The 14,084-nt window shown below is 40.0% G+C and carries 12 protein-coding genes and 1 pseudogene; 2 read left to right on the forward strand and 11 right to left on the reverse strand.

Annotation, left to right across the window (positions count from 1 at the left end; all coding sequences use genetic code 11):
• Positions 1-50: 50 nt before the first annotated feature.
• The 4 genes and pseudogenes from pcp to pxpB all read right to left on the reverse strand — a co-directional run bounded on the left by pcp (position 51) and on the right by pxpB (position 2,627).
• On the reverse strand, positions 51-719 hold the full coding sequence (gene pcp / locus AC5NT5_RS08010) for a pyroglutamyl-peptidase I (protein WP_182769646.1): 669 nt from the start codon (positions 717-719) through the stop codon (positions 51-53).
• Positions 712-990, reverse strand: a pseudogene (locus tag AC5NT5_RS08015) (5-oxoproline transporter, DUF979 family subunit); the annotation flags it as partial. The pseudogene AC5NT5_RS08015 and the gene pcp, both read right to left, overlap by 8 nt.
• 49 nt (positions 991-1,039) lie before the next feature.
• Complete coding sequence (locus AC5NT5_RS08020) at positions 1,040-1,969, reverse strand: 5-oxoprolinase subunit C family protein (RefSeq protein WP_494513094.1); 930 nt, start codon at positions 1,967-1,969, stop codon at positions 1,040-1,042.
• The gene (gene pxpB / locus AC5NT5_RS08025) at positions 1,962-2,627 is read right to left on the reverse strand and encodes a 5-oxoprolinase subunit PxpB (RefSeq protein ID WP_494513093.1); all 666 of its coding nucleotides are present in this window, start codon (positions 2,625-2,627) and stop codon (positions 1,962-1,964) included. The genes AC5NT5_RS08020 and pxpB overlap by 8 nt, the downstream gene beginning before the upstream one ends.
• Before the next feature lie 248 nt (positions 2,628-2,875).
• On the opposite strand from pxpB, the gene msrA reads away from it, so the two are divergent.
• Both msrA and AC5NT5_RS08035 read left to right on the forward strand, forming a co-directional pair.
• Entirely contained in the window at positions 2,876-4,165 is a 1,290-nt protein-coding gene (gene msrA, locus AC5NT5_RS08030) for a peptide-methionine (S)-S-oxide reductase MsrA (protein ID WP_182720861.1), read from the forward strand.
• Positions 4,166-4,297: 132 nt separating this feature from the next.
• The gene (locus AC5NT5_RS08035; protein WP_494513092.1) at positions 4,298-5,074 is read left to right on the forward strand and encodes a transporter substrate-binding domain-containing protein; all 777 of its coding nucleotides are present in this window, start codon (positions 4,298-4,300) and stop codon (positions 5,072-5,074) included.
• Between the two features lie 875 nt (positions 5,075-5,949).
• On the opposite strand, the gene AC5NT5_RS08040 is transcribed toward AC5NT5_RS08035, so the two are convergent.
• The 7 genes from AC5NT5_RS08040 to AC5NT5_RS08070 form a co-directional block, all read right to left on the reverse strand.
• The gene (locus tag AC5NT5_RS08040; RefSeq protein ID WP_494513091.1) at positions 5,950-6,831 is read right to left on the reverse strand and encodes a LysR family transcriptional regulator; all 882 of its coding nucleotides are present in this window, start codon (positions 6,829-6,831) and stop codon (positions 5,950-5,952) included.
• Positions 6,832-7,164: 333 nt separating this feature from the next.
• Entirely contained in the window at positions 7,165-7,821 is a 657-nt protein-coding gene (locus tag AC5NT5_RS08045) for a CoA transferase subunit B (RefSeq protein WP_002961879.1), read from the reverse strand.
• Positions 7,822-7,835: 14 nt separating this feature from the next.
• On the reverse strand, positions 7,836-8,534 hold the full coding sequence (locus AC5NT5_RS08050; RefSeq protein ID WP_008135270.1) for a CoA transferase subunit A: 699 nt from the start codon (positions 8,532-8,534) through the stop codon (positions 7,836-7,838).
• A gap of 261 nt (positions 8,535-8,795) precedes the next feature.
• Positions 8,796-9,692, reverse strand: coding sequence for a hydroxymethylglutaryl-CoA lyase (locus AC5NT5_RS08055; protein WP_182711287.1), 897 nt, complete (start codon positions 9,690-9,692; stop codon positions 8,796-8,798).
• On the reverse strand, positions 9,692-11,680 hold the full coding sequence (locus AC5NT5_RS08060) for an acetyl/propionyl/methylcrotonyl-CoA carboxylase subunit alpha (RefSeq protein WP_494513090.1): 1,989 nt from the start codon (positions 11,678-11,680) through the stop codon (positions 9,692-9,694). The genes AC5NT5_RS08055 and AC5NT5_RS08060 overlap by 1 nt, the downstream gene beginning before the upstream one ends.
• Positions 11,681-11,688: 8 nt before the next feature.
• Positions 11,689-12,459: an enoyl-CoA hydratase/isomerase family protein gene (locus AC5NT5_RS08065; protein ID WP_182695017.1), complete on the reverse strand. Its 771-nt coding sequence runs from the start codon at positions 12,457-12,459 to the stop codon at positions 11,689-11,691.
• 12 nt (positions 12,460-12,471) lie between these two features.
• Positions 12,472-14,079, reverse strand: a complete 1,608-nt coding sequence (locus AC5NT5_RS08070; RefSeq protein WP_494513089.1) for a carboxyl transferase domain-containing protein — start codon at positions 14,077-14,079, stop codon at positions 12,472-12,474.
• Positions 14,080-14,084 lie beyond the last annotated feature (5 nt).

Raw genomic sequence — 14,084 nt, forward strand, 5'->3', positions numbered from 1 at the left:
TAATTAAGAATAATTTATGCACCAAGTTATATGTAACCGCACCAAAGTGGTTAATGCGTAGTGCCTGCTGCTATTTTTACGTCGTTATTATTGTTCAAAGCTTGTGCAATCATCACTTTTAGCGCGTTAATAACAGTGTCTTCACACATGCTTGGTGCGCCATTGTGGTGCACAGCTTGGCTTGGTAAATAAGGAATATGCACAAAGCCACCTTTCATTACAGCGCAATGATCATTTATATAATGCATAAGGCCATACATAACATGATTGCATACATACGTACCTGCCGTATTGGAAATGGCAGCAGGTATATTGCTGTTGTGCAGTGCTTGTAACATACGCTTTATTGGTAAATTTGTGAAATAGGCATCAGGGCCATTTTTTTCTATTGGTGTATCGACAGGCTGCTTACCTGCATTGTCTTTAATACGTGCATCGTCAACGTTTATTGCAATACGCTCAATTGATATTTCGCTGCGCCCACCGGCTTGGCCTATACATAAAACAACCGCCGGATTATGTGACTCAATGGCATTTATAAGCTGACTAATAGACGTATTAAACTCACAGGCAAGTTCTAGTGTACATATTTTGTGTTTCATGATGATAGTTTCATCAAGTTTTTGCACTGCTTGCCAAGAAGGATTGATAGTTTCGCTACCAAAAGGCGCAAAGCCGGTTATTAATACACACGCCATAGAAGAAGTTGATTTAGTCATTACACACCAAGCTATACATTAAAATAATATTAACGGCGAGTAAGGTAACTGCCGTCTGAATTTGAACCTTAATTACATAGTACTTATTTTTTAAGTCTAAAAGAGCTGCAGGAAGAATATTAAATTTGCTGCCATAGGCGTCATTAACATACTGCAATAGCCGCTATACATGCCGAGCGCAACTAATGGAGCAGGGCTTGCGCCCATAACCTCCAATTAAAAATGCCATACCTACACAATACAAAACAACCAGCATAAAACGATTATCAGGGCCAAAAATTTAAGTCGAACATAGTTTTCCTATTTATTTTAGAATATTTTTATAATGTATTTTTAAGTGCAAGGCTCAATTGATGTAGGTGTCCGTCAAGTTTCTGCTTCGCCTTTGCTGCTTCTTCAAACGTTACATATTTAAACTCAACAGTATCTAAAGGTCTAAACTGTGCAAATTGACGTAAGTCGGCTTCAATAACAGTCCCTAGCAGAGGGTAGCCCCCTGTAGTTTGGCCATCATTTAGTAACACAATTGGCTCTCCACTTGGTGGTAGTTGAATACTCCCAGGACTCACCCCTAGTGATGGCAAAGAGTGCGAATGCACCAAGCTATTCTTAGTATGCTCAAGCCTTACGCCCATTCGGTTGCTGTTACTACTAATTTTAAATGTGGTAGATACAAAGTTGTTAAGTAAAGGCTCGCCTAATAAATTAGCATGGGGGCTTGGGTGTAATCGTATAAGTTTACGCTTAGGAGGTGCAATTGCGCCTACTTTTATAAACTTTCCATAATAAGGAGTAATAGGTATTTCATCACCAGTGGCGAGAGCTCTACCTTGAATACCACCAAAACACGCATTTAAATCTGTAGATTTAGAGCCCATAATTTCAGTACTTCGTATACCGTGTTTCACCGCCAAATAAGCTCTCAAGCCTGCTCTACCAGTAGCAAAGCTCAGTACTTGTTTGTTTTTTACTGCGTATGTCCAACCAGGGTGAATTGCTTGTCCGTCAAGGGTTGCTTGCAAATCGGCACCATGAAGCGCAATTACTGTGTCGCACCTAAATTCCAGCTCGCACAAACCAACGGTTATTTCTAAAACAGCATCATTGTCGTTATTGTTAAGTAATCTATTAGCAATTATTTGTGCAATAGGGTCTAAGCTACCCGCTTTGCTTACACCTAAATGGCGGTAGCCCTCACGGCCAAAATCTTGAATTGTAAGTAATACACCACTTTTAAGTACTTTAATCATGATTTGCTCCTTTATTAACGTGCGGAACAAATTCAAGCGTATCGCCTGGTTGAATTAAACAAGGTTGCTCAGAGGTCGAATCAAACAAAGCAGTATCTGTATGACCTATTATATGCCAACCACCTGGGGTATCTGCGGGGTAAATGCCGGTTTGTGCAGCACCTATAGCAACAGAGCCTCTAGGAACTTTAATGCGTGGCTCATCACGTCTTGGTGTATGTAATTGCTCATTTAAGCCATGTAGGTAAGCAAAACCGGGCTGAAAGCCTAAAAATAAAACGTGGTACTTGGTTTTACTATGAATATTAATAACTTCATCGGCACTTAAATTATGATAGCGAGCCACGTAATTAATGTCCTCACCCTTGTATGTGGTTTTGATTAAGTGATGCTGCCCCTTAAAAGTACTCGTTTTAATATCATTCCACAGCGAAGGTAGCACTCGTAACCACTTATTTAAGTGTTTATCTGATTTTAAATAAAGAGTGAGCGAGTTCATGGCCGGCACCAAATCGCTAAATTCATCAGTGCTTTTACAGTGGCTAGCTAGAGCCCAAATTTTCTTTTGAATAGAGAGTATATTTGTAGCGTCTAAATGCGATGCATCAAACAGTAAACTACTGTTTGTTAATGCATAAATATGAGGATCTGGCTTCATTAAATAAACCTATTTGTACAACATAATTTAAACGTAACACAGTTTTATTAATTTATTTACACCATTGCGACTAAGTGGTTATGTTTATTGCCCAACTTACTTTAAGAGTAGTTTTATATTCAATTAATCGTATTTAACTTATTGAAGACCAAAACTTAATACGCTTCGTACTAAATAAGTAATTAGGTTGAAATGAAAATTAGGATAAGGAGGTCTTAGTTAGCACGCACTTGTTTAAGAGGTACTTTATGAAACACCAGCATTTATTATATTTATCAGGCGCTGCTATTATATTTAGCGCAGGCAGCTTTGCTTTATCTATGGAAAAGGTTGAGCACAGTAATGTAGAAGCCACCATGCATGTAGAAACCATTGTACTTGGATCGGGTTGTTTTTGGGGAGCCGAAAAACGCTACGAAGCGCTTAATGGCGTTATTGATGCTGAATCGGGGTACGCTGACGGCAATGGCTTTAAAGCTACCTACAGAAATATTACTGATCAGTCTCGTCGTTTTGACGAGAACAATTATGCTGAAGTTGTACAAGTTATGTATAACAGCAATATAATTTCAGCAGAAGATCTCTTAAAAAACTATTTTGAAAGTCACGACCCTACGCAAAAAAATCGCCAAGGTAACGACATTGGTACGCAATACCGCTCAATTGTATTAACGACCACTGATGCGCAAGCTAAAGTAGCTGAGCAAGTTAAATCGCAATATCAGCAGCTTTTAACTGATGCGAGCTATGGCAAAATTGAAACAGTTATTAAACCGCTTCAAGGTTTTGTATCGGCAGAAGAGTATCATCAAAATTATTTAGAAAAGAACCCTAATGGCTATTGTCCCGATCACTCTACCGGTGTTGTTTTTAATAAAACACCTGTAGAAAAAGTAGATAACACGGCTTTATTATCAGGAAAACAAATCGTAGTCTTAGATTCACGTGAGTACTGCCCATACTGTGAAAAGTTTAAAAAAACAGTCGCAAATGATTACAAAGGGACAATACCAATGTCGTTTCGCCATGCTGACCAACTTGATGATTTAACTATTAAGTCAGCCACGTGGGCAACACCGACCATTTTGTTTTTAGAAAATGGTATTGAGGTATATGGCCGTCAAGGTTACGCAACGCCTGAAGAGTTTTATAAAGCATTAGGCGCTTTTAAATTAGGCAACAGTGATGCTTATAAAGTTGCATTTGATGCACGAACAGATAGACCTTACTGTAAAGAGTACAAAGAGTTTAAAAACACACCTGACGGTACTTTTGTTGATAAATTAAGTGGCGAGCCACTATTTGATACAAGCGATAGGTTTAACTCAGGTACTGGTTGGTTGTCGTTTACTCATCCTGTAAAAAACAACGTAACACAGCACGACGATAGCAGCTGGGGCATGACACGCATTGAGCTTCGCTCTAAAAGTACAGGCATACACTTAGGGCATTTATTTCCAGGTGAAGGTCCAAGAGGTCGCGATCGTTACTGTATTAATGCAACAGTCCTTGATTTTGTACCGAGAGATAAAAGCTAAACCCTTTCTTTGCTAAGCCTGATTTTAATCAGGCTTTTTTTTGCATAAAACAAAATAGGCTTATCATAATCTTTGCAAATTTGTTAAAATTAAAGCGTGCAGCTAATTGTCAATATATTCTTTAGGTTATTAATGAATCTATTATCAAAAATAGCTAAGCAGTCAATTTATCTACCTTTTATTTTTCTGTTCTTAATGACCAACGCTAAATCAGCCACTCATTATGTAGTGGGTGTTGAAAATATAGAATACCTTCCGTACTTTGACGGTAGTGGGGCTGATAACATTGACTATTATGGCTTTAGTCAAAAATTACTTACCTTGTTTGCTCAACAGCACGATTTCAAATTTGAGTTCTACACATTACCAATTAATCGCCTCTATAAAGAATTTATTGACCACCATCATGTTGATTTTAAATACCCAGATAATCCTCAATGGAAACCAAGTTATAAAGCTTCCTTTGGTGATTTAAATGAAATTATTTATTCGCAGCCAACCGTTGTGACTAAAACGGGTATTGCGAGTTTAAATAAAAATATCACTATTGATGAATGCGTTAGTTTTGCAACAGTGAGAGGGTTTACGCCTCAAAGCTTTAAACCATTAATGAACAACGAAAACGTTGAGTTAATTGAAACCGCTAATGTAAGGGAATTGATAGAGTTGCTTTTAAAAGAGCGAGTAGAGTGCGTTTACATATCTAACGATGTATTAAATTATAATATCGTTAAATACTTTAAATTAACCCGACCCGTTTATTTTCAAAACGAACTACCGGTAGATTTACAAGCCTTTTTATTATCGTCGATTGACTACCCTGACGTGATTAAGAAATTTGATACATTCTTGCTTTCACATAAAGTGCAAATACAGGAACTGAAAAAAGAATATCAAATAAAAAATTAACTAAAAAAGCCCCGTAAGTTATAACTTACGGGGCTTTTTAAAGGTTATTAACCTGTATATAACATATATTATGTATGTGCTTAATAATAAAAACAGTTCAAGCTAAGTCACCACCTAACTTGAACCATTTTTCACACTGACAACATCTTCACACACAATATAAAGATTCTGTTTGCTACGCTTAAGTAGCTTTGTTTTACATATCATGTGGTTTGAGCCAAGAATAAAAACAGTTCAAGCTAAGTCACCACCTAACTTGAACCATTTTTCACACTGACAACATCTTCACACACAATATAAAGATTCTGTTTGCTACACTTAAGTAGCTTTGTATTACATATCGTATGGTTTGAGCCAAGAATAAAAACAGTTCAAGCTAAGTCAGCACCTAACTTGAACCATTTTTCACACTGACAACATCTTCACACACAATATAAAGATTCTGTTTGCTACACTTTGGTAGCTTTGTATTACATATCATGTGGTTTGAGCCAAGAATAAAAACAGTTCAAGCTAAGTCACCACCTAACTTGAACCGCTTTTCACACTGACAACATCTTCACACACAATATAAAGATTTTTTACTGCTACTTATGAGTTACTAAAACTCAAAAGGTTGCATTTATTACTCTTAAAAACAATTTAATGTAAGTTGTTTTGAGTTGATGGAGTAACTCTAATATTTAACTTTATTTTCGACAAACGATAAAAACGAAACCAATGAGTGAAAAAAATTAAACTATAGACTTTAGTCTAATGCATGGTGCTAAGTTTATGTATTTAATTAAAAAATTATTTAAATTTGCAGAGAGGTTTAGACGAGTTCAGTAATACAACATAGAGTAGGTTGTATTACTGAACTCGTCTAATAGGGATTATTCTTGGATTTTTCTAAACGTATTTACAACCCACTTCGCAAATAAATCAAGGGGGTGATTAGGCTTGTTTGATTCGTGCTGCACTAAATAGTATTTATCTTTAGTTGTTAAAGGCTGTTCGAATAACTTGTAAAGCCATTGCTCATCTAGCCAGCTTTGGCTAATAGGCAGTGGAATAAGTGCAATGCCCATGCCTTGCTGCGCTGCACGCGCTACACCAAACATGCTATCTATTTGAATAATCTGCGAAGGAGAAAAATCATCAATCCCTGCTTTTTCGGCCCACTGATGCCAAGCCCAAGGGCGAGCTTTGTGCAAGATTAGCGGAACTTGGTTAAGGGCTTGACGATGATCGTCCCTCCACTGATCGAGCAATTTTTTATTACATGCAGGAATATATTCAAGGTTAAACAACTCAGTCGCTAACCCTTCAGTAGGTTTACCAGAGGACAATACAATAGATAAATCGCTATGACGCGTTAATTCTTTGCGTGTTTTAAGCGTGTCCATTTGCAGGTTTATATTAGGGTGTTCTGAGGTCCACTCACTTAATTTAGGCATGAGTAGTTCGCTGGCAAAAAATTCAGGCAGGGTAATCGTCAAATTTGTATTTTGCTGCATCTGACTAAACTCATTAATGGTGCTCTCTAACATTGTGATGATAGGAGACACAGCATCAAAAAAGTTTTTACCCGCTGTGGTTAAGCTAATTGAACGAGTTTTACGTTGAAAAAGCTCAATACCAAGTTGTTCTTCAAGTTGTTTTATTTGATGGCTTACCGCAGACGGCGTTAAGTACAGCTCATTAGCTGCATGCTTAAAACTTAGGCTTCTTGCGGCAAAGCAAAAAGAGCGAAGGCCACGAATAGGAGTTTGCATGTTTTCCAGAATTATTTAATTTATTGAGACGCCTTACTTAGGCAAAATTTGAACCAACTATTTAATTTTTAAATATCAATAGGTTAAAAATAAAATTAACGCTAGTTCACAAAAAGGGTGCAGGCTATCCACAAAATAGTGCAAAGAATCTAAGCGCTTACATTTAGTTTATATTTGTATTATAGATAAAATTTACTACAGATGTATGAATGACGGTAAAAATAATGACAAAAGATAAAAAAAATCCCTCGTAAGAGGGATTTTGGGTAACTCAGCGCCATTGGCACTGGGAATGAGGTCGGTACAGGGTAAAGCGTTATTTTAAGCTAAAGCCTAAAAAACCATTTCTGGAACTTCACCGTCAACAAGTAATTTACCTGCTGTTTTACTAATGATTTCATCAACAGTAACGCCCGGAGCACGTTCTAATAGATGAAATGCGCCGTCTTTAACTTCTAATACGGCTAAATCTGTTACTATTTTTTTTACGCAATTAACGCCAGTAAGCGGTAAAGAGCAGGCTTCTAATAGTTTAGAGTCACCATGCTTACTTGCATGGGTCATAGTAACAATAATATTTTTCGCGCCAGCGACTAAATCCATCGCGCCACCCATGCCTTTAATCAGCTTTTTAGGGATCATCCACGATGCGATGTTGCCGTTCTGGTCAACTTCAAATGCACCCAGAACGGTTAAGTCTACATGACCACCCCGTATCATGGCAAAACTATCTGCACTATTAAATATGGCTGCACCTGTGGCTGCTGTCACGGTTTCTTTACCCGCGTTAATCATATCGGCGTCTAGCTCTGCTTTAGTTGGGTACGGGCCCATGCCTAAAAGGCCATTTTCGGACTGTAACATAACTTCAATATCATCTGGTACATAGTTTGCGACGAGTGTCGGAATTCCTATGCCCAAATTTACGTAGTAACCGTCTTGTAGTTCTTGTGCAACGCGCATTGCAACTTGTTCACGTGATAATGCCATAATTTTGCTCCTGCTTAATCTCGTGTTGTTACACGTTCAATGCGTTTTTCAAAGCTGCCTTTAATAACGCGATTTACAAAAATACCCGGGGTATGAATTTGGCTTGGTTCAAGCTCGCCCGGCTCTACAATTTCTTCTACTTCGGCAACGGTAATTTTACCAGCTGTTGCCGCCATTGGATTAAAGTTCATGGCGGTGTGTCTAAACACTAAATTACCAAAGCGGTCGGCTTTCCACGCTTTAACAATAGCAAATTCACCCGTTATAGATTCTTCTAAAATATACGGGCGACCATTAAACTCTTTTACATCTTTACCCTCAGCCACAGGAGTACCGTAACCGGTAGCGGTGTAAAATGCAGGTATACCCGCGCCACCAGCACGCATTTTTTCAGCTAATGTACCTTGAGGCGTAAGCTCTACATCAATTTCGCCACTTAATAACTGCTGCTCGAATAGGGCGTTTTCGCCAACGTATGAGGCAACTACTTTTTTAATTTGTTTGTCTTGTAATAAAATACCTAAACCAAAGTCATCAACACCACAGTTATTAGATACTACGGTTAAGTTTTTTGTTTGCATGTGCTTAATTTGTTTAATTAAGCCCTCAGGAATACCACATAAACCAAAACCACCGGCGATAATGGTATCGCCGTCTTTTAATCCTTCCATTGCAGCTTCGTAACTAGAAACTACCTTATCAAAACCGGCCATGAGTCTCTCCTCATTGTGTGCTATTTGTTGTTAACTATCTTTAATCATCATTTCATAAGATAGCTATTTAACCTGAACTCTGGTTAATAGATTTACTAACATATGAATCAGGGTGATATTTAAATTTATTTTCTCTAGCCAGAGATTTTCAGTGAAAACAAGGCGAATTTACGCGTCAATAGCTGGCCTATTGCAAGTAAATTCAACGCAGTTAGTGCTGAAAATAGCTGCTCGAGATAGATTTATTATCCAGAGCTCAGGTTATTTTGTGTGCAGTGCCACAGATACTTTGCTCACAGGTTGCTTACCAAGTGCTTTGGTTATTTCCCAGCCAGCGTCACTTAACCTTTGTAAATCAATTGAGTGTTCAATGCCAAGCCCTTGCAGTAAGTAAACTACATCTTCGGTGGCAACATTTCCTGACGCCCCCTTAGCATAAGGACAGCCACCAAGGCCCGCGACTGCCGCGTCAACCGTTGCAATACCTAGGCTTAAAGCTGCGTAAATATTTGTGAGCGCTTGGCCGTATGTATCATGAAAATGCACGGCCAACTTGGCTTTATCAATGTGCGTTAAAAGTAACTCGATTAATTGCGTTACTTTTTTTGCGGTGCCAACACCTATGGTATCGCCAAGGCTTACTTCGTAACAGCCTAAATCTAATAGCTTTTGCGATACACTTAGTACTGCTTGCGGGTCAATATCACCCTCATAGGGGCAACCGAGTACACAGCTTACATAACCACGTACGCGAATATTATTAGCTTTAGCAAACGCCATTACTTCGCTAAAACGTTCAATACTTTGCTCAATTGAGCAGTTGATATTTTTTTGACAAAACGACTCACTTGCAGCGGTAAATATAGCAAACTCTTTAATGCCAACAGCGTGCGCTGCTTGTGCACCTTTTAAGTTAGGGGTAAGGGCGCTTAAATTTACATTGGGTAAATCAAGGGCTGATATTACATCCGCTGAGTCTGCCATTTGTGGCACCCACTTAGGGGAGACAAACGCGCCCGCTTCAATATCTTTTAAACCTGCAGCACTTAGGGCGTTAATAAGCGCTACTTTATCGGCTGTGCTTACTGTTTTTTCGTTTTGTAGGCCGTCTCGCGCGCCAACTTCAACAATACGTACTTTACTTGGAAAGGCACTCATTATGCACCTTCCTCAGTTGTATCTTCGACAATAGCAAGTAAGGCTCCATGCGTTACTAATTCGCCTTCACCAAAACAGTAGCTTTTTAAAATGCCGTCATGCGGTGCGTTTAGCGTGTATTCCATTTTCATGGCTTCGATAATAACAACCGCATCGCCTTTGGTAATTGTGCTACCAATGTCGATTAAGTGCTTAACTACTGTGCCATTAAGCGGCGCTGCAAGTGGCAGTGCTTCACTTTCGTGCGAACTAATATAATGTTTATCAACTAGTTCAAGCTTAGTTTGCAGTGCTTTATTCATCACTGTCACACTATTGCCTACCGTAGTTACGTGCGCGCTATGTTTTTTACCGTTGATAAATACACTGCACAGATTATTATTTAATGTGCCTTGTAGTTTAAATACATGCTCGTTATGCGTAATACTATAACCCGCTGCTGTTTTTATAGCGCTTAGCTGTAAATCGGCAAAAGGGACTTTAATTACTTGTGGTGCATTGAGTGTAAAACCACTCAGCTGTTGCCACGGGCTTGCACTGCTTTGCGTATTTTGGGTATTAGTTAACGATTCTAAATACGCAAAAGCACCAATAAGCTGACTTGCTTGTAATAACGATTCGTTAACCGCAACTAACGAATCACCCTGCTCAGCAATAAAGTGTGTGCTTGGCGCACCTTGTTTAAACGTAGGGTGGCTTGCTAAATTATGTAAAAAGCCAATGTTAGTGCTAAAACCTGCTAAATGAAATTGCTCAAGGGCTTGTTGTAAGCGGCTCAGTGCTTGTTCGCGATTGTCGTCATGCACAATAAGTTTTGCAATCATCGGATCGTAAAACGGGCTAATTTCGTCGCCTTGTGCAATGCCTGTATCAATGCGTACAAATTCACTGTTAAGGGGTGTGTGTAGTGCTTCAATAGTGCCCGAGCACGGAATAAAGTCGTTGGCTGGATCTTCTGCGTATATACGCGCTTCAAAGCTATGACCCTGCAATTGAATATTACTTTGTGTCATTGGCAATGTTTGCCCACCCGCAATATTAATTTGCCAATTGACTAAATCTACACCGGTTACCATTTCGGTCACTGGGTGCTCTACTTGAAGGCGCGTATTCATTTCCATAAAGAAAAATTCATCGCCACAAAGTAAAAACTCAACCGTACCTGCGCCTCTATAATTTATAGCCAGTGCACAACGTACAGCGGCTTCGCCCATTTCTTTGCGTAGTGCGTCAGATAAACCCGGAGCAGGGGCTTCTTCAATTACTTTTTGATGACGACGTTGCAAAGAACAATCACGATCGCCTAAATAAACACAGTTACCGTAGTTATCTGCAAATACTTGCACTTCTACATGGCGAGGTTGGTTTACATAGCGCTCTAATAACACTAAGTCGTTACCAAAACCGGCAATCGCTTCACGTTGCGCACCTTGTAGTGCGCTCATAAAGTCTTTTGCTTTTTGTACAACGCGCATGCCTTTACCACCGCCACCAAAGGCCGCTTTAATGAGTACAGGGTAGCCAATTTTTTCAGCTTCACTTTGTAAAAAAGCAGGGTCTTGTTTATCACCGTAATAACCAGGCACTAACGGTACATTAGCAGCTGCCATTATTTCTTTAGCGCGGGTTTTAGACCCCATTGCTTCAATGCTACTTGCTGGTGGCCCTATAAAAGCAATGTTATTAGCTTCGCAGGCTTTAGCAAATTCGCTGTTCTCAGATAAAAAACCATAGCCTGGGTGAATACAGTCAGCGCCGCAGTCTTTGGCAACTTGTAAAATTTTGTCTGCTACTAAATACGAATCTTTACTTGGCGCGGCACCAATATGGTAAGCCTCGTCAGCCATTTTTACGTGCTGGGCATGTTTGTCTGCATCAGAGTAAACCGCGACCGTGGTTAAGCCCATTTGTTTTGCGCTGCGCATTACACGGCACGCAATTTCTCCACGATTGGCAATCAGTATTTTTTGTAATCGTTGTGTGTTCATAATCAATCCTACAGTTGCCAAGCGGGTGGGCGTTTATCAAAAAAAGCACTTAGCCCTTCTTGACCTTCTTCAGATACGCGAATTTTTGCAATACGCTCTGCGGTAAGCTCAATGAGTTCATCGGTTATTGGTTTATTTGCTACATCGTTAATTAATGCTTTTGCGGCTTTTACTGCAACAGGTCCGTTATCAATCAGTGTTTGCAGCATATTATCGAGCGCACAGTCTAAATTACCGGTTACTTGATGAATTAAGCCAAGTTGCTTAGCAGTATGTGCATCAAACACTTCAGCCGTTAAAAAGTACCTGCGAGCAGCGCGCTCACCAATAGCTTTAATAACGTATGGACTAATAACCGCCGGAATAAGACCCAGTTTTACTTCACTTAAACAAAATTGTGCATCGTCTTTACTAAGGGCTATGTCGCAACAGGCTATTAAGCCCAGAGCACCACCAAAAGCGGCACCTTGCACAGCACAAATTGTAGGATGCGGGGAGCTTGCCAATACCTGCATTAATTTAGCTAATTGCATTGAATCAGCTAGGTTATCGGTGTAATTGTTATCAGCCATTGATTTCATCCAGGCTAAATCGGCGCCTGCTGAAAAGTGTTGACCCTCTGTTTTTAAAACCAAAGCACGAATATCAAGCGTATTTGCATGTTCAATACACTGGATCAGCTCATGTATTACTTCGCTGTTAAATGCGTTTCTTTTTTCTGGGCGACTTAACACAAGTACAGCCACATTAGATTTTGTAATTTGTAGTGTTACTGACATTTTGCGCTCCGGTTACATTCTAAATACGCCAAATTTCGAATCACGTTTTGGTGCGTTATTCGCAGCTGTTAACGCAAGCCCTAATACATTACGCGTATCGGCAGGGTCTATAATGCCGTCATCCCACAAGCGTGCACTTGCGTAATACGGATGACCTTGCTCTTCGTATTGATCAATAATTGGCTTTTTAAAATCACTGATTTCTTGCTCGCTCATGCATTGGCCTTTACGTGCTAAACCATCTTGTTTAACTTGCGCCATTACACCCGCAGCTTGCTCGCCGCCCATTACCGAAATACGAGCATTAGGCCACATCCACATCATGGTTGGTTCAAATGCGCGGCCACACATACCGTAGTTACCTGCGCCGTAAGAGCCGCCAATAAGTACAGTGAATTTAGGCACATCAGCACACGAAACCGCCATCACCATTTTAGCGCCGTGCTTAGCAATACCTTCGGCTTCGTATTTTTTACCCACCATAAAGCCGGTAATATTTTGTAAAAATACTAAAGGAATATTGCGCTGAGCACACAGTTGAATAAAGTGCGCGCCTTTTTGCGCCGACTCACTAAATAAAATACCGTTATTAGCCACTATGCCAACAGGATTGCCGTAAATACTGGCAAAACCGGTGACCAGCGTTTCACCAAAGTAACGTTTAAATTCATCAAATGATGAATCATCCACTGTGCGCGCTATTACTTCGCGTACATCAAATGGCTTTTTAAGGTCGGTGCCCACAATGCCGTAAAGCTCGTTTATATCGTAACGGGGTGGTTTTACATCATCTAGAAGAGGGGCCGTAGGGCGTGTATAATTAATACGCTCAATACATTGGCGCGCAATAGACAGCGCATGGGCGTCGTTTTCAGCGTAGTGATCGGCAACACCCGAAATTTTACAGTGCACATCGGCGCCGCCTAACTCTTCGGCTGTTACTTCTTCGCCGGTTGCTGCTTTTACAAGGGGCGGACCTGCTAAAAATATAGTGCCTTGATCTTTTACAATAATACTTTCATCTGCCATTGCAGGTACGTACGCACCACCTGCGGTACATAAGCCCATTACTACAGCAATTTGTGGAATGCCTTTACCCGACATACGGGCTTGATTGTAAAAAATACGACCAAAATGCAGCTTATCTGGAAATACATCATCTTGCTCTGGCAGATTTGCACCGCCCGAATCCACCAAATAAATACATGGTAAGTGGCAACGCTCGGCGATATCTTGTGCGCGTAAATGCTTTTTAACGGTAAGCGGAAAATATGTACCGCCTTTAACCGTGGCATCGTTTGCAATAATCATGCATTCAACGCCTTTAACACGGCCAATACCGGCTACAACGCCTGCACAAGGTATTGCTTGTTCGTACACACCAAAGGCAGCAAATTGCGAAATTTCTAAAAACGGTGAGCCTTCGTCAATTAATGTATTTATGCGGTCGCGTACAAATAATTTACCACGGCCTTCGTGGCGCTCTTTTAATGCAGCGCCTCCGCCTTGGCTAATTGTTGCTACTTTACTGCGTAAATCATCCACCAGCGCTGACATATTTTTATGGTTTTGCACAAACGTTGGGTCGTGAGGATTAACGCTCGATTTTAAAATAGTCATGGTTT

It is taken from the genome of Pseudoalteromonas sp. J2K-J599 (assembly GCF_059295115.2).